This is a genomic window from Chromobacterium sp. W521, from assembly GCF_052805975.1.
The window spans coordinates 157,959-174,144 of the sequence record NZ_JBRBAF010000009.1 but is presented as its reverse complement, the minus strand read 5'-3'; the positions used below and the strand labels follow the sequence as shown (position 1 = coordinate 174,144).

Annotated in this window: 21 protein-coding genes; all 21 read right to left on the bottom strand. The window is 49.6% G+C overall.

The window, feature by feature from the left end; translation table 11 throughout:
- Positions 1-6: 6 nt before the first annotated feature.
- A complete protein-coding gene (locus ACUXV1_RS15960) occupies positions 7-1,035 on the bottom strand; it encodes a hypothetical protein (RefSeq protein WP_446015789.1) in 1,029 nt (342 codons plus the stop codon).
- A gap of 202 nt (positions 1,036-1,237) precedes the next feature.
- Positions 1,238-2,062 (bottom strand): capsid assembly protein, encoded by an 825-nt coding sequence (locus ACUXV1_RS15955; protein ID WP_446015790.1) that lies wholly within the window; start codon positions 2,060-2,062, stop codon positions 1,238-1,240.
- A 15-nt stretch (positions 2,063-2,077) separates the two neighbouring features.
- A complete protein-coding gene (locus tag ACUXV1_RS15950) occupies positions 2,078-3,664 on the bottom strand; it encodes a portal protein (RefSeq protein WP_446015791.1) in 1,587 nt (528 codons plus the stop codon).
- A 247-nt stretch (positions 3,665-3,911) separates the two neighbouring features.
- Positions 3,912-4,160 carry a hypothetical protein gene (locus ACUXV1_RS15945; protein WP_446015793.1) on the bottom strand — a complete coding sequence of 83 codons (249 nt, stop codon included), beginning with the start codon at positions 4,158-4,160 and terminating at the stop codon, positions 3,912-3,914.
- Positions 4,160-4,330, bottom strand: a complete 171-nt coding sequence (locus ACUXV1_RS15940) for a hypothetical protein (protein ID WP_446015794.1) — start codon at positions 4,328-4,330, stop codon at positions 4,160-4,162. The genes ACUXV1_RS15945 and ACUXV1_RS15940 overlap by 1 nt, the downstream gene beginning before the upstream one ends.
- Positions 4,324-5,169 (bottom strand): hypothetical protein, encoded by an 846-nt coding sequence (locus tag ACUXV1_RS15935; protein ID WP_446015795.1) that lies wholly within the window; start codon positions 5,167-5,169, stop codon positions 4,324-4,326. The genes ACUXV1_RS15940 and ACUXV1_RS15935 overlap by 7 nt, the downstream gene beginning before the upstream one ends.
- Complete coding sequence (locus ACUXV1_RS15930) at positions 5,162-5,305, bottom strand: hypothetical protein (protein ID WP_446015998.1); 144 nt, start codon at positions 5,303-5,305, stop codon at positions 5,162-5,164. The genes ACUXV1_RS15935 and ACUXV1_RS15930 overlap by 8 nt, the downstream gene beginning before the upstream one ends.
- Positions 5,306-5,316: 11 nt before the next feature.
- A complete protein-coding gene (locus ACUXV1_RS15925; RefSeq protein WP_446015796.1) occupies positions 5,317-5,523 on the bottom strand; it encodes a hypothetical protein in 207 nt (68 codons plus the stop codon).
- Between the two features lie 16 nt (positions 5,524-5,539).
- Positions 5,540-5,854: a hypothetical protein gene (locus ACUXV1_RS15920; protein ID WP_446015797.1), complete on the bottom strand. Its 315-nt coding sequence runs from the start codon at positions 5,852-5,854 to the stop codon at positions 5,540-5,542.
- Positions 5,855-5,874: 20 nt separating this feature from the next.
- Entirely contained in the window at positions 5,875-7,854 is a 1,980-nt protein-coding gene (locus ACUXV1_RS15915) for a DNA polymerase (protein WP_446015798.1), read from the bottom strand.
- Positions 7,854-9,485, bottom strand: a complete 1,632-nt coding sequence (locus tag ACUXV1_RS15910; protein ID WP_446015799.1) for a DnaB-like helicase C-terminal domain-containing protein — start codon at positions 9,483-9,485, stop codon at positions 7,854-7,856. The genes ACUXV1_RS15915 and ACUXV1_RS15910 overlap by 1 nt, the downstream gene beginning before the upstream one ends.
- Positions 9,486-9,489: 4 nt before the next feature.
- Positions 9,490-9,921, bottom strand: coding sequence for an N-acetylmuramoyl-L-alanine amidase (locus ACUXV1_RS15905; RefSeq protein WP_446015801.1), 432 nt, complete (start codon positions 9,919-9,921; stop codon positions 9,490-9,492).
- 5 nt (positions 9,922-9,926) lie between these two features.
- Positions 9,927-10,394 carry a hypothetical protein gene (locus tag ACUXV1_RS15900; RefSeq protein WP_446015803.1) on the bottom strand — a complete coding sequence of 156 codons (468 nt, stop codon included), beginning with the start codon at positions 10,392-10,394 and terminating at the stop codon, positions 9,927-9,929.
- Entirely contained in the window at positions 10,366-10,983 is a 618-nt protein-coding gene (locus tag ACUXV1_RS15895) for a hypothetical protein (RefSeq protein ID WP_446015804.1), read from the bottom strand. The genes ACUXV1_RS15900 and ACUXV1_RS15895 overlap by 29 nt, the downstream gene beginning before the upstream one ends.
- Positions 10,984-11,003: 20 nt before the next feature.
- Positions 11,004-11,225 (bottom strand): hypothetical protein, encoded by a 222-nt coding sequence (locus ACUXV1_RS15890; RefSeq protein ID WP_446015805.1) that lies wholly within the window; start codon positions 11,223-11,225, stop codon positions 11,004-11,006.
- On the bottom strand, positions 11,222-11,722 hold the full coding sequence (locus ACUXV1_RS15885; RefSeq protein ID WP_446015807.1) for a DUF6378 domain-containing protein: 501 nt from the start codon (positions 11,720-11,722) through the stop codon (positions 11,222-11,224). The genes ACUXV1_RS15890 and ACUXV1_RS15885 overlap by 4 nt, the downstream gene beginning before the upstream one ends.
- Positions 11,723-11,727: 5 nt before the next feature.
- Positions 11,728-11,973: a hypothetical protein gene (locus ACUXV1_RS15880; RefSeq protein WP_446015808.1), complete on the bottom strand. Its 246-nt coding sequence runs from the start codon at positions 11,971-11,973 to the stop codon at positions 11,728-11,730.
- Complete coding sequence (locus tag ACUXV1_RS15875) at positions 11,973-12,857, bottom strand: ATP-dependent DNA ligase (RefSeq protein WP_446015809.1); 885 nt, start codon at positions 12,855-12,857, stop codon at positions 11,973-11,975. The genes ACUXV1_RS15880 and ACUXV1_RS15875 overlap by 1 nt, the downstream gene beginning before the upstream one ends.
- An 18-nt stretch (positions 12,858-12,875) precedes the next feature.
- Positions 12,876-13,145, bottom strand: coding sequence for a hypothetical protein (locus ACUXV1_RS15870; RefSeq protein ID WP_446015810.1), 270 nt, complete (start codon positions 13,143-13,145; stop codon positions 12,876-12,878).
- Positions 13,135-13,323 (bottom strand): hypothetical protein, encoded by a 189-nt coding sequence (locus tag ACUXV1_RS15865; RefSeq protein ID WP_446015811.1) that lies wholly within the window; start codon positions 13,321-13,323, stop codon positions 13,135-13,137. The genes ACUXV1_RS15870 and ACUXV1_RS15865 overlap by 11 nt, the downstream gene beginning before the upstream one ends.
- 78 nt (positions 13,324-13,401) lie before the next feature.
- Positions 13,402-15,999, bottom strand: a complete 2,598-nt coding sequence (locus tag ACUXV1_RS15860) for a DNA-directed RNA polymerase (protein WP_446015812.1) — start codon at positions 15,997-15,999, stop codon at positions 13,402-13,404.
- Between the last annotated feature and the right edge of the window lie 187 nt (positions 16,000-16,186).

Below are 16,186 nucleotides of genomic sequence, written 5' to 3'. Positions count from 1 at the left end.
AAGGGATTAAGCTCGGGTGCGTGCGGTCTTCTCGCCGCCACCAGTGTCCTTACCCACAAAGATGCCGCCTACTGCTTCAGGGCGCAGGCCACCGTGGCCGGTAGACATCTTCGCAACCAAGTGAGTAGCTTGACGGGTGGAATACCGCTGCGTCTCGAAAGACATCGCCATCAGATTCACAGTGCCCACAGCGCCCTTATGGGAAATCAGGCAGTAAGTTTTGCCAGCCATGTCAGCCGGGAAAACGTGGCCTTCAGAGTTCAGGGACGTGGAGAAGTCAATACCGGAGTCGCCCAGGTGCGGGACCACGACCAACGGAATATTGGCAATAGTGATATCGCCCCACTGAGACAGGTAAGCAACGCCGTTGGTATCTACGCCACCAGCGGACAGGTAACGCGACAGAACGGCCTTAACTTCCGGCGTAATGTAGCCGTATCGCTCGGATGCCGGCACATAGTTCTTATCCAACTGCGCGGCGATGCGCTGCACATGCAGGACGAACAGCGAGCACCACTTGAACAGGTCTTCATGGCCTTCAACGGTTAGCGGCGGCATGGGACCTATCTCGGTCTTAGTAGGAGCGCCAAGGCCCGGCAAATTCTCCTTACCGGCTGCAATCATCTTCGCTACTTCGGCCAATACATGCTGGTCTTTGGCGATTGCCAGAGATTCACCAAGCTGGGATGCGTACATAGCCCGGAAGGCGTCTTGCGACATGGCTTCGTACAGGTCGGAAACATAGCAGTCCGAAGTCAGCAAGCCATCAATCTGGATTACCTTCTCAGTCTGCTTGAAGTCTTGGCCGTCCAGCTCGTCACCCGGCTTCAAGAACTTCGCACGGCCACGGCCCATAACCGGGAATTGAGCGGATTTACCGCCTTTGATGTTGATTTCCAGATGCTTACCGGAAGTCTTTGCAGTGCGGGCATAAGCTGCCAGCGTTTCACCTGCAAACAGCTTCAGGAACATCGTGATATCGGTCGATTTGGAGTCGTTGGAGTCCTTACCCGGTTGAGTAGTATTGAATGCCATTGTTATTGTTCTCCTTATTATTTTTGTTATGCGGAGTCTTTACACCAATGATCTTGTTTTCGTTTTGTTTGATGGATGAAATAAAAGTCATGGTCTGAATGCCCTGAAGAGGATTTAAGAAATGTAAAGACGGCCTATAGAGAGGAGACACCGCGGAAGTGTCTTCCTTGCTACTGTGTGTTAATTGAATTTAGGGTGTGTGCTAATTGCCCATGGCGAGGATTTTGGCCTTCACTGCTTCGGTGTATGCGCGGTCAGAGTTGTAGCGCGGATCGTTAATGGCCTTAATCATCGCCGCTTCACTAGAAAAGCCCTTCGGACCCGTAGCGGATGCGCTAACATCGCCGCCCATCACATGCTTGTTCTTAGTTCCGTACTTGCGAGCATGGGCGGATTTCTGCTCACGTTGAAGGCTCTTTCCGATAGCCACGGCTGTTTGAAGATCATCGCGCTCAATAGCCAGATTGAAAGCATCCACCAGTTGCGGATCACCATTCTTTGAGGCCCATTCTGTCATTGCTGTGAATGCGGATTCACCACCAAGGGAGTCGAGAAACTGCCGGCGAACTTCATTTGCGGCCGCTGTAACGCCGCGCAAGTAGCCTTTAATGAGCTGTTCAGAATAGCCAGCCTCTTTGACCTTCTCCAGCGTCTTTTCGGAAATCTTGCCGTTGCCGTCAATGAACTCCTGATGAAGATCATCCAAAGACAAGCCAACAGCGGCCAACTTGTCACCCTCAGCGCGGAAAGAGTCGTTCAGGTCTTTTGCGGTTTCCAGTGCATTAGAAAGGCCGGTACTTTGTGAAGCGTCTACAGCTTCATCAGCATCTTCAGCGGGAATGTCAGAATCTTCAGTAGAATCTTCAACGGCTTTATCATCGAAACGAAGGGTTTCGCCATCCATCTTAATTTCGATATCCGTAAGGTCAGGCGTGCCATCCACCGCACCGCCATTAGAAATTGCATCAGTGTCCTTAATATCAGAATCATTCAGTTCTACCTCCACTTTGATTTCGTCTTGGTTCATAGGTTATTACCTCCTTTACATTGCTTGTTGAACATCATCTACGGTCCCCATTTGAAGAGAGCCGTCCGCCACACCATCACGCATCGCACCGCCTATACCACTGGCAATCCCCGGAGCGCCTTTCATCATCAACTCCTGCTGATTGCGGGCTTCTTGCTGCTGCTGGATTTCCTCTTCGGTCATGACGAATTCACTGGTATCCACGTCGCAAGCGTTGCCAATAGCCGTGATAAGCACATTGGTCTTGATGGACCCTAGGGCGCCGGGAAGGGCCGCAATCACGTTTAGGAAAGTCTGGTACTTGATTAGCTTCTGGCCGCGTCCAAGAGCCTCTACGCCTGTCGTAACAGTCGGCTCTACGATGCCTTCGGGAAGTGCGGGAACCTTTCCTAGCTCCTCCAGAATGCTCAGAATGCGGCGAGCTAGTGGAAGCTGGAATTCTTGGGTCAGCAGCGAGTAAAGACCGCCTAGCAGTTCTTCAAGCTCTGCTGCCATCATCCGAATTTCTTCGGCTGTAACGCGCTCTGCGTTGCGTTGGATGCTGGAATTCAGAAGGAAGGCCCGTTCGATTCGCCTTTCAACACGCTCAAGCTGCCAATTGGCCGTTTGCATGTCGGACTGCTTATCGAGCTGAATGGAGTAAATCTCTCCCTTCCGTGCCATCGTGAAGCCGCCATTACGGGTCTGCGTCAGCTTCTTCAAGCTGCCTTGGTAGGTTGGCTCAACGCCGTACAAGACACGTGCAGCGGCCCCCGCAAGGTCATTGAGCGCCTTTGACAGCTTAGAGATAGTGACAAGGTCTGCTCTGTAGTCATCCACATAAGCGCGCCCGTAGGCTTCCCCGTCTTCCTTAGTCATGCGCAGCGGTATCCATGGGCAAGCATTCAACGGGTATGTGTTTTCCGTTCCCTTGATTAACTCGCCCTCAATTTCCTGATACGAATACCATTCATCACCAAGCCGCTGAACATGTGTGTAGACTAAAACTTCTTCGGTCGGGTCATCTTGGTTGATGTTCTTCACGGCGGGCTTAAGTTCTTCCGGCAAGGCCATGTAGGCCACGGAATCCACTGCGATAATGTGAAGGACGTTCCCAATCGAATCACGCTGGACAACATAGCTGGGGAGCTTGTACAGCCTTACCCCTTCAGACTCAGGGGGCATGAACATGAGCGCATTGCCAACAATGATTAGCTGACGCATTCCCTCTACAGTTGTTACGCGGATTTGTGTTGTTTCCACATATGTATTAGCGGTTTGCTCCATGCGAGACAGCTCAGCGTCTACATCCGCCTTCTTATCAGGCTCGCCGGCAAGAGCAAGCATCGTTGGATGGTCCGGCTGAAGACTGAAGAAAGGAACCCCAGGCGGCAACAATGCGGAAGTGAGCTTAGACGCCAGCGAGTTCACACCAAGCGCCCCTAAGCTCTGCTGGTTGTCATCAAAGTCCGCGTTACCGTCTTTACCCTCTTCTTTCAAAGCAAGCGCCAACGTAATCTTTGCGTTTTCACGTCCTCGCTTAATGTATGGTTCGCGCTTGCTTTTCAGATTGTCATAGAGCTTTGCCGCGCCTGTAATTGGCTTCAGCTTTGCACTAGCCATTAGATATTCGTCCCTGTGCTAGTGGAAGCGCCGCCGCCACCCGCGTTGCTGCCGTCACGGGACTTACGGGGAATCTTCAGGTTCCCTTTACCACGCCGCTTCAGCAGCTCCTCACGCTCACGGTCTTCAAGGGCGGCATCGGCCTTAGTGGATTCAAAGTTTTGTGCGGGTGGAGCAGGCGGAGGCGGTGGGGGCGGAAGCTCTACTTTCGGGCGCTCAAGGCCCAATGTTTTCTTTAACCATCCCATTACTTTCCTCCATTCTTATTTTTGTTATTGAAAGTCATACCGCCACGATTAGAACCAGTTGAAGATGGTCCAGAATCCGGCCTGTCTTTCTTGATCTTCAACTGGTTCTTGCCTAGGGCCTTCGCATTCCGCCCAGGTTCATCCGCGCCGATCTTTGGCGCTACAGGGTCTTCAATTGGCTTTACATCAGGCGGGACGATTGGTTGTGGTGCGGGCGCATTGATTGTTGGCGCTTTAAAGATGCACATTAATTACCCTCCTCTAGCTCCTCTTTGTTGTTTGTTTGAAAGTTGATTTGATCTACAACGAATTGAATCCCTCGCAGGAAATCAAGCGTTACGGCTTCATCGTGGATCGCTTTGCGCACATCAAACTGCTCGTTGAGTTCGCGTAGTTGCAGCTCTGACAGGATCAGCATTGTGGTATCGAATCTCCTTTTTTTAGAATGCGAGCAAGATAAAACTGACGTTCAAACATTTCGTCACCTTTTCTCATTGCTTGCTGTGTCTTTTCCTCGAAACCTTCTTTCATGAAGTATCGCAACGATAGACCTTCAAACATCTGTTTAAACGCCACTTTCGAGAACTCTTTAATCGCGGCGAACTCCATTTCACTTGCCGTCTTGCAGTCTTCAAGAATCTCTTTAGCTTTCTTTTCTCCAATGCCTGAACATCCCGGATATCCGTCAGTGATGTCACCCGTTAGCGTCTGAGTGATTAGATTTCTGTAAGCGTCAAGCGCAGAAAGCTCATTCAGCTTGTTGTCGGTTAGACGTATGAACTTACCCGGAATTGTCTTAAAGTCCTTATCCAGCGCGACAATTACATTTTCGTATTTGTCTGTATCTGATGTTGCCAAGATTCCCGCCACGTCATCGCCCTCTAGGCCATCGCGTGATTCAACGTAGCAACTAGACTTCACGTAGTCGATTAGCCATTGATAGCCAACAGGCTTGCGATTGATCTTTGTCTCTTTGCGGCGACTTGCTTTGTATGTTGGCTCATACTTGATGCGCCAGTTATCGCCCTCAGACAGCACATAGACAATCTCAGCCTGCTTGAACTGCTCTTTTGAGTAGTGCTTTAACACGGCCTGTTTATGGGCATCCAGTACGGTTTTTAAGCATTTCAAGATATCGCTTTCTTCGGCGTAGACACTCCAAAGCCCATCGCCCCAATTAATATCCCTTTCAGCCCCCGCACATGCTCTGAAGGCAATGGCGTCCAGGTCATAAATCAGGCGTAAGCGTCTAGTCATCGGGGTATTCCTCTAGATAGGCTTCAATCGCGTATTCGTAGCCGCACCAGTTGTCAACGCCGGCACCCTGAAGACACAGCAGCATGTGCGCGTCCCTTTCTAGTTCTTCCAGACGCTCAAGCGGGACTTCAACCATACCCGGCGCGCTCACAGAGTCACCTTAGCGTTAGCCATGAAGTAAACGCCCGCATCAGTGACATACCATTCGCCACAATTAACGCCGCCTCGCAAACAAGACACATGGCCACGGCTGGCCGCTTCAGCGATAGAGCGGGCTTGAGCGCGGGAAAAGTCGGATTGGAATTTTTGGGGAGTCATTCGGATATGCAGCAGGACTTGGATATAATGGTTCATTTATTTCTCCTCTGTTTTACAGGTAGGTTTTTTCGGATGCTTCAATCAATTCGAAGCTGGTTTTCTTCGGAGTTACTTTTCCGGAGATTTGAATACGGTCGAAGCCATCACGCTCCAGAAACTTTTTCAAGCTGCGGCGTAAATCGGCCTTGAGAACAAGCTCAGGAACCTTATTCGGATCATCCAAAGCACCGGCCATCAGCCCCATAGCAGCTTTATTGCCTTCCATGTCCATTTCTTGTATTAGACGGACAGCCTTCTTTACCTCTTCAGCGTCCTCTACCAGACGGCACTTGATGGTCATTTCGAGGTCGTAAGTGCATTTGCTCATTATTATTGTTCCTTTCAGTTTTAGTGACATTCCGCCCAATTGACGCCAATCTTTCCTTCAGTATCAAGTTGCGCACGGAATTTAAAATATGCCTGTGTATCACGCATCGCCTTTTGGGCAAGTTCAATTACCTCTTCAGCGATTTCGTATCGGCAAGCTAACTGCACTTCATCATGGACCCAAGCCATATACGCATAATCTCCATCCCAGCCATGCTTATATCCCGCCTCGCGCAGCAGTTCATCCACACGGACAATCCAATACTTGCAGATCAGAGCGCCGGCAGATTGAAGCAAGGTATTTAAGGAAGAATGGAGACTGCGAACATGAACCTGTCGGCCATCTAGGCCCTCTAGCCAGTCGCGTTCAAGGATTTGGCGGCGAGTCTTTGGATTGAACTTGGCACCTAAAGCGCCCGCCAAGCTATCCTTCAGCTCTTTCAATGCTGGAGTACGCGCTAGGAAGGTTGCCTTCAGCTTCTTGCCCATTGCAGCATCACCGCCGGCATTCTTGCCTACCAGTTCATCCCCCGCTCCATATAGGTACGAATAGATAAACGTCTTTGCTAGGCCACGAACCTTTTCATGGTAGTCATCAGACTTGTCCCGAACCGTTCCAGGCTCAATAAACCCGGCTGCTTGGCAGTTGGTCCAATGAATATCCCCTTCAATCACGTCATGGGCATAAGCTCCACCATCGAAAGGGAACATGAAGTGAGCCAGACAGCGCAGCTCTAGGCCGGAAGCATCCACACCAACTTGAACCCACCGCGTTATCCGCCCATTAGGCCCAAATAGCGAGCGGCACTCATGTCCGTATTCAGCACGGCTTGACGGAACTTGCGCCATGTTCGGGCTTGAGTGCGTTGCGCGGCCCGTTACAGCGCCATTAGGGTTCACAAAGCCGTGGATGAAGCCTTGAGGCGTCACACACTTCAGCCACCCGTGTTTTCCATCTGCAATCTGGCCTAGCCGCTTAGTGAGCATGAAGTATTCCGCAAGCTCTTTAGCGAGCTTTCGCAGCCCTTCAGGCGCTTCGGTGTCCTTTGCGATATATGCGAAGGTTTCATCATCCAGCTTCAAGCGGCTTACCGTTTCTTCCTCTACTTCCTTCTCTTCGAAGAGTTCGGGATTGTCGGGTAGGTAATTGAAGACATTCTGAAGAATCCAAAGCACTTGCTGACGACTACCCGGATTGAACTCTTTGTAGCGCTGAATAGGCACGCCGACTTTATAGCCCTTTGCGGCGTTGTCTCGTTTTGGAATGAACACTTTATCCGGAATGGGCGGAGCCATCGCCTTCAAGTCTTTTTCCAAAACTTCGAATCGCCTTCGCAGTTGGCTTTCTAGAGCTTTCGCGCCTTCAGTATCGAATGGAAAGCCGTTACGCTCCATTTGAGCCAGTAGCCAAGCCACTTTATGTTCAAGCTCGATAGCTCGTTCTGAGTACCCCTTCACCACCATCTTTTCAAACAGCGATAAAGTAACGCGGTCATCCTGCTCGCAGTAATCAAGCATATCTTCATTGAAGAATGCCCAAGCGTCTTCATGATCTTCCGCGTATGTCCCCTTCAGGACACCCAAGCGATAACCCCACGCTTTCAAAGAGTGTGCACCAAAGAGCTTTCCGGGTAGCGCACCAGAGCGTAGCGCCCTATGCTCAAGCCCCATGTTCTTCAGGTTTGAGTAGATCAGGCGCGAAAGAACCAAGGTATCCACGATGCGAGGATGGAAGGTTTCAGGGAATACAGCGCGGCCCAGCAGCTTGTTTAAAGCTGGGATGTCATAGCCTATGATGTTGTGCCCAATGACTAGGGTTTTCCCGTCAGCGAGATACCCGCTAAGGCGGTCCACAAAAGTACGGAAGTCTTCAGGGCGGAAGCGATAAAATCGTTTAGATTTCGATTCGTATATCACACCGCAATGGAATCGGCTTACGGTATTCAGCAGGCCATTAGTTTCGATATCAAAGATGATGAATGGAGTATCGGCAATCTTCATTACCATCCCCCTTCACCCGCAGGGGATTCGCCATCATCCGGCAACGAGTCAACAGGGTTCAATCGCCCTGTAAAATGGTCGTAAAGCAGATAACCACCTATGCCCGTCAATCCCGTATAGCGGACCTTCAGAATTCGGACTGTGGTGTAATCCCTCAGAACTTTGTCTTGAGTGTTTCTCTCAAGTCCAATTGCTACATCAGCAAGTTGAAGAATTGCGCCGGAACCTCGAAAATCCTTTGTCGAAACCTGTCCGCCCTCTTCATGTGCTTTGCCATCACCCGCTTTTCGGGTTAGGTGCGAAACAACAATCAAGGTGCATCCAGTTTCTTCAACGATACAGCGAAGGTCCGTCATCAATTTGTCGATCAGTTTTCTTTCGTCAGAGCCTTCAAGGCCGGAGATTGCAATCGACAAATGATCCAAGATGATATATTCGCACTCTTCCGCAACAGCCAAGTAACGAATTCGAGACAAAAGATTGCCAGATTCGATACTCCCAAAAGCATCGTAAAGGGCAAAGTTACCACTGCCGAGAGTAGCAGAAAAAGCGTCTTCCCAAGTTGTTTCATCTACATCCTCCAAATGAAGTCTAGTTCCGCAGTGATAGGACATTAGAGCCTGCCCGGTTTCTACTGCGCTTTCTTCCAGATATACCATGCCGATTTTGGTATCCTTTTGGACGCCAAGATAATAAGCAAGGAATCTGGTAAATGTTGATTTGCCAACTGAAGAACCCGCACCAACAACTATCAATTTCTTTTTAGGTATTAGCTTGGTGTATTCAACGATTGGCATGTTTCGCCATGCTTCAGGCCATTCAAGCCCCTGTTCTTTCCCACGCGCCTTAATAGCATCCTTCAGGCTATTTCCGTTGATGATTCCATCAGGGCGGTAAGGCTGCGCATTCCAAAGAGCTTTCTTTAGTTCCCCTTCCTTGCCCTCCATAAGCATCTTGTTTGCGTCCTTCTCAGACAAAACAAGCAGCTTCGCTTTACCAGGCGGGAGTAATTGGGCGCATTCCGTAGCGGCTTCACGTCCAGGCGTATCCATGTCAAAGGCGATAACAACTTCATCGAATCCGATCAGCCATTCATATTGCTCTTTGAAGACTTTTTTAGCCGCCTTCGCGCCGTTCGGAACACTTACGACAGGCCATTGACAGTTATCAAGCTGGGCAATGCTCAGCATGTCAATTTCGCCTTCAGTGATTACTACTTTCCGCCCTTTGCCGGGGAATAGATGTTGCCCAACAAAGCATTTCGGAGTTCCGCCTAGTGTCAAGAACTCTTTGTCAGGAAAGCGCAACTTTTGATGAATTACATCACCAGACATATCTTTAATGTCAGCGACTTGAACAGCCTTGCCGTTATATCGGCCTACCCAATAGCCGTAATGCTCACACGTCCGGCGACTAATCCCACGCGCTCGCAGGTCTTTGAATTCGCCTTGATGTGTTTCACGACTAATCAGCTCTCCTTTACTCACTCGTCGCGTATCCTCCCTTTCCGTTGTCGGCGTAGATTTTTCACAGACAAAGCAATAAGTATTTTCAGGGTATACCGCCAGTCCATCCGAAGAACCGCAGTCAGAGCAAGGCTGATGCGTCAAAAGTGCGCCTTCATGACTCATAGCCTTATTCCTCCAGCCAGCTCTTTACATCAAAGCACGGGCATTCTTTCGCCACATTCGGGAAATCACGATGGCCTTGAATTACAGCAGCCGGATAGATTTCTTTCAGGGACTTCAAAACGCCGCGTAGTGCTTTGAATTGCGCTTCAGTGAAGTTGTTTTCGCCTGTAACGCCGTCAGATTCCTTAACGCCCCCAATCAGGCAGACTCCAACGGAAACGGAATTGAAGCCCTCTACATGAGCGCCGATTACATTTTCAGGCCGGCCCTTCTGGACTTCGCCGCTTCGGGTAATGATGAAGTGGTAGCCAATGTCGAGAAATCCGCGTTGCAGATGCATACGCTTGATGTCACGGGCTTGGAAGTCTTGGGATGGTTTGGTAGCACTACAATGAACTGCAATATATTTGGTTTCTTTCCTTTCTTTGAAAGCCACGGGATTCACTCCTTCTTTTTGTTTTTCTCCTTCAAAGCGGGATGAAGAGACTTTTTAGCCTCCATCAGCCATTCAATAGGAATTGTTTTCTTGGAATATAAGAAACCCTCTTTCTCACACCATTTGGCGTAAGTAGTGGGGGAACCCTTATAAAGTTTTGAATTGGGATTGGAAAAGACAAAGCGGATATCAATGTCGGGATATTGCTTTTTGATAAGGACATGCTTCTTTCGGTCTTCAGTGTCGAAAAGACCTTTTGACTCGATGATGATGCCGTTATCCAGGACGAAATCAGGCGTGTACTTGTGGTCGCTTGCGGGGACCAGATAAGGAAGGTAGTAGCGCTCATAGTCTGCGCTGACGCCTTTACTCGCTAACGTGGCTGCAATGTCCTCCTCTAGTCCACTCCGGTATGATTCCGCTTTGTGACAGCTCCAATGCGCCTTACCAGTCTTCCGCTTCGCCGCCGGCATCGTGGCCTACTTGACGTGCAAACTCGCCGTCGCTTTCATCTTCAAACGGGTTGGAGCCACCAAGGCCCTCACCCTGCTGAATTAGCTGAACACCGTCGATATACATGGTCACACCATAGTTTCGGTCATTGATTACGTAAGGACGGATGCGAACAGCAACCTTGACGATTGCACCATGCAACACGTCTTCTTCAGTTGGCTTGGCGGCTGCATCCCAGACGCGGACAGGCTTATTCAGCTCGCCTTCGCTGTTGCGGTGATTGGTACTCGCTTTAAACAGCATTCCGCCAGTCTTTTCGTCTTCCTTATACGGCATATTCGGACGGTCAAAGTCGTCCGGGTCTTTCTCCACTGCTTTGACGTTCTTAGCGGTCAGGCCCCATGCTTCGGGATCGTCAAGCAGGGATTGCCACGCGGCTTCGCATGCTTCGATAAGCTTTGCATCGTCTTTCGCGTCTTGATGAATCCAGCCAATCTGCCGCTTATTTGTCGGCGTACCTTCAAAGATGGTTTCATCCCGCAGGGACGGGAAATATGCGGTGCCTTTGCCGGAGCGCAGCAGCGCCATTTTAGGTTGTTTCTTTGCCATATTTAAATCTCCTCTGTTTGTTAAATGTTGAAATCGCGGAATAGCTGCTTTTCAATCTCCGCCATCATCTTCTTCTTTGTGTATTCGTATCCGTAGCGCATACCCATTTCCGAAGGCATGAATTGCTGGACTAGCAGTACTTTGCCACCAATCATTACAGTCATTGAATACGCAACGCTATTACGAATGCCGCGAAATGAATCCGGCTTAGCTTCCGCTTTGAACTCAAGAACTTTCATCATTGCTTAGCCTCCTTTGCAGCCGCTTCACCCGCCAAAGCGAAGTAAGCAGCGCCGTCAATATAATCATCAAGATGAAATTCGCCTTTACGGCTTCGGGAAGCCTTCAGCAGCGCCATAAATAGCCAGCCCTCTTCCTCGTCCATTTCAAGCCCGGTAAGCGCGTTGAAGGCTTCAATAGCCTTTTGCATGGAGCGCTCGCCACCAGCGCTATCACGGAGCTTTGCGCGGTCCTTCATGGCCTTCATGCCTTCTTCAAGCACTTGAATGGCTGTTTGCGGTTTACTTTTGCTAACCTCCGCAACGCAAAGAATACTTTCATCGAAGCAATAAGACTGGCCGTACTTACTCTGAATACCCACGCCACCCCACGCGCCAATATAAGTTACTTCATGGGTTCCGAATGGATCGCACCCAAGTTCAGCAATACACTTGATCGTCTTGTTGCTTATTACCGCATGATTAAAACGGACCATACTTCCAACAACGAATTTGCTCATTGTGTTTACTCCTCGAAGTGAATTGCAGAGTTAATCAGATGCAGCGGGATTGCTACGATCTTTTCGCTTGTGTCTTGATGCTGTTGATGAATTACTAAAGCACCGCCCGCTATTGTTACCCTCAAGCCATCAATAACTTTTCCGCACGGCCCCATTCCCAGCATCCAATGTCGCTTAATGTCTTCTAAGCCTTCATGCGGCTTTTGGTAGAAGCTAACACTAGAAACAGGGATAAATTTAGTCATGTCCATTACAGCTTTTCTCCTTTTGCATAATCAAAATCGCGGAAACACTTGAAGATAGGTTGACGCGGCACACCGCTTTCGTAGCGCTCTTTGCATTCAAGCTCCACACAGCGGCCTAAGTAGTCGTCAGGATTCGCCCAAATGGCGTTGCGCAGGCCATCATCAAATCCACTTCCGGCCTTGCAAACAATGCCGCTTTCAAGCTGGACCACGATTGCGCCTAACGTACCCTTGAGTTTCTTTTCACCCTCTTCAAAGCCGATAATCCGGCCATCGATGGTTTCAAGAGGGACTTTGCGCCACCACCCAACTTTTTTACCGTTCCTATAAGTGCCGCCTGCTTCTTTAATTACAGCGCCTTCAAAACCTGTATCTAGGAATATTGAATAGAACTTATCAATCTCATCCAGGCTAAATGCTGTGAAGCGTGGCGGGTGAAGGAATTTAGTACCCTGAATCAAAAGAGCCAATGAGCGGGAATCTACATTGCTGAACTCCTTATCGCCTGTCATTTCAAGCGTTGCTAACGGGACACACGCAAACGGGTGAAAGTAGGATTTATCCCAATGCGCCAAATCAAGCGGCTCATGCCGTCTTGCGTGTCCGTTCATTTCTTGAAAGCTGATACCGTAAGTCTTGAATTCAGCTTCAACGACAAAGCCATCAGGAATCTCAACATCATTGAAAGCGTGTTCTGCAAAAGATTGAAGGGCGATGAATGGAATCCCCTCACGACTCAAGATGTGGAGCTTTCCGGCTTCTCTGAAGATCAGGCAGCGGACGCCATCAATCTTTGCTTGCACGAATACATAGCCATCGCGATCAATGGCCTTTTGAATTTGCTTGGGATTGAAGGTAAGACAGCGCTGGGGGCTTACAAGGCGGCGCATTGATTTCCTTTGTATAGATTAGTTGCCGGTAAAGATGGCTTTAAAGGCTTTCAGAGCGGACTTGATGCGCTCCTTGATGCTTTCCGGTTTTTGGATCAAGGTGACTTCAACATCGTCTCGGATAAGGTCTTTAAGCGTGTTGACTTCCTTTTCGCTTTCAATGTGCAAAATGACATGATCGTCAATAGCAACATTGACGTTCCATTTGCCGCCTTTGTAGTGCGGACCTTTCTTGTGGAACGGCTTCTTGTAGCGCGGCAGCTTTTGGGATTTGTGTTTAACGGTCATGGTTGTTTACTCCTTTCGCTCGCTTGAGCTTGGTTAATGGGTCGGTTTTGAGGGTGACAATCGCCGGCCAGATTCGGCCATGATTGGGAGATGCAGCCGGAACCTTGCGGGCTTCCTTCAGATAGTCGGGTTCGCTTCCGAAGTCCGAAGACGGGAAGCGGCGCGGATGGTTGGTCATGTGGTTTGTCTTCCTTGCTACTGTGTGTTAATTGAATGGCATGAAGCGAAGAAGGCCCCGAAGGGCCTAAAGAGGGGATTAGGTAAACGCGAATTCACTATCTAGAATGCCGCGTAGGTCCAGACTCCCCGGCTGTGGTAGTGCGGGGATTTCAGCAGCCAGCTTTTCCGGCAGCGTTGCCTTGATGCGCTCCACAAACTCAACAAGCGGGTTGCTGTTCTCGTACATATCAACCATCGCCGCACGCACGCCCTTGAACATCAAGACTGCGTTGTCCGCGGACGTGCCAAAGCTGTCATGGATCATCCCGAAGTTGCGGATACCGGCGTCAAAGCATTGATTGACGGTCATGCGCATGTGGGAAGCGTCCAGGGAGTGAATAAAATTTGGAGCGATTCCGCTTCTTTGCTTTCTCGGGTCGATTTCTTCGGTGCCAGTTGCGATGCTGAATAGACGCCGCTGGCCTGCTATGAGGAACTGGACACGCTTTGAGGCCGTTTTGTAATAGAACTGCTGGACAGGCATTCCGTCTGGCGTATACCAACTAACAGGATGGCCGGACTTTGAAATGATCGCCGCGAGCTTTTGAAGGAAGGCCATAGCTTCAACAGCCTTTACCACAGTTGATTGAACGGATTCCCAAATCAGCTTAGCCATGAAGGCGGCGGCTTGGCGTGGAGCAGAAAAGGTTGCATCTCCTTTAGCGATTGCTGGATAAATGGTGTCTTCTTCAACCTGCTCACGGAATCCGTACTCTTTTGACCCGTAAGCTAGAGTCATCACAGAGCGCTTTACCGTGCTTCGCCCTACTCCAAATAACGTCCATTGCTGTGCGAGGGTTCGCGTTCCTAGCTTTAGATGCTCTCGCGTTTCTCCTTCATCGGTCTTAATTTCGACTATTTCATCCCCCTCCCCTTCTTTAAGGTAATGTTCGATTGCTCCATTTACTTTATCGGCAACGAGTTGATAAATGTCCCTACGTGGAAGACCCGCCACAAGGTTCACAGCTTCGCCGCCAACTTCATCGCGCAGCAATGCGCTAAAGTGTTGAATACCGGAACAAGAGCCGTCAAAGGCCAGAACAATACGAGACTTGAAGGAAAGGCCCTCTTCAATGTAACCAGCGTAGTCAAAGCAGAAAGCTAGAAAGCAGAATGGGGAGTCCACAGAATCGCTGGCCCAAAAGCTAACAGCGGCAAGCGGGTCTTTCGCTACTTCAAGAATTTCGGCGGAGTATTCATCAACCCATTTCACTTTCTCTTCAATTGTCCATTTGTCGTGTCCGTAGCAGTTCGCGCCATGAACCTTGAAGAGTGTTAGATTTTCCTCAGTCCCTATTGGACCCGCATCAGCGAATTGAAGAAGACCTTTAGTGAGGTCGTCACCTTGGGGAGAGAATGAAGGGATTGGGTAGATGCGTCCGCGATAATCAAAGTTGTGTGGAAAGTATATCCTTTCGTGATCTTTGAACTTCTCTGCTATTGCTATTGAGCCGGTAACTCTTAATGCTTGCGATACTCTTCTCTTGTTCGCTAGATGCGCCAGAGTCTTCTTCTTTCTAATCTCCTTTATTTCATCTTCGCTTGCTCCTTCGGGTGCATCGGGCGGGATTGGGATTTCTTCATAGTGTGGAAGCCCTGCCATGCCGCTGTAGGCTGAAGAAAAGACCGACTTCGCAACTTTCAGAACCTTGCCATTAACCTGCCATGCTGTGTTCTGCATTGCCTCAACGGCTTTGATTACTCTAGAAAGCTCAACGTCTTCAAGATGCGCATAAAAGTTCTTCTTTACTGCTGGAGCGGTTTGCGAAGGGATTCGAAAAAGTGAGCAACTGGCGTGTTCAGAGTAATAGCCTCCGTCCCTTAAATCGCCCCATCCTCTTGGCGGGATGATTGTTGGCAGATGCAAATGGGACTGCTGCATCAGCTTGTCAGAGTAAGCCCCAATAGCCTGCCGCATCGCACCGGAGGGAATGACGAATGTTTCCATTGTCACGCTTCCTCCTCTATAGGTTTCCCGCGTTTCCAGCTCCACCACGCCAGACGCTACCAGAACATCTAGAATGACTTCCCCAACTCTAGCGCGGGCTTGCGCATCCCATTCAATCCATTCAATGCCGCGATGGCGCTCGATGGCCTTCAGATATGCGCGCTTATAGGATTCCTCCACACGCTGCGCAACGCCCATTCTGATAGCAGAAGCCATCCCAGCCGGTAAAGCAGCCAGAAGGTTAGTAAACCGGACCTCCTCTTCGATTGTCTTTCCAATCTGGAACATCAGAGAAATGGGCGATGCTGTTGTTCGCGCCATAATTGCGGATAGCGTCCGCTTTAAGCCCGCATACGCCAACTTTTCGTACCGTGTTTCTTTGGTCTTCTCGTTGATTTCTGGAAGCTGCCGGAAATACTTTACAGCAGAGTGGTTCTTTCCTTTGCCTGAAGCCTTCGCCATCCACTCAGCAAGGCGCGTGGCAATACCCGGAATTAGGCGGGACATTAGAACACTCCCCACCATCGTAGAATCAAAGTTGCCTTCTTCGGCGCACTTCACAAGGATTTCTTTTGCTCGTTCTTCAGCTAATCCTTTAGCCTCTACTTCAAGCGCGATTTGAGCATCTACCAGTTCAGAGCCGAACAGTTCTTTAAAGGATTCGAGTTCTTTAGATTCTACGGGCATGACTTTCCCCTGCCGTATTTCAGGCATACAAAAAAATTGGAAGGATTTAGAAGGTGAAGCGGATTAGCTTAGATAGAAGCGCTTGGCGCTTTGGACTCTCTTTGGCTTTTGTTCTTTGCGGAACTCTTTAAAGGATTCTTGTTGCTTTGTGCGGATGGTTTTAACGCGGGATTGATTGCCTTGCATT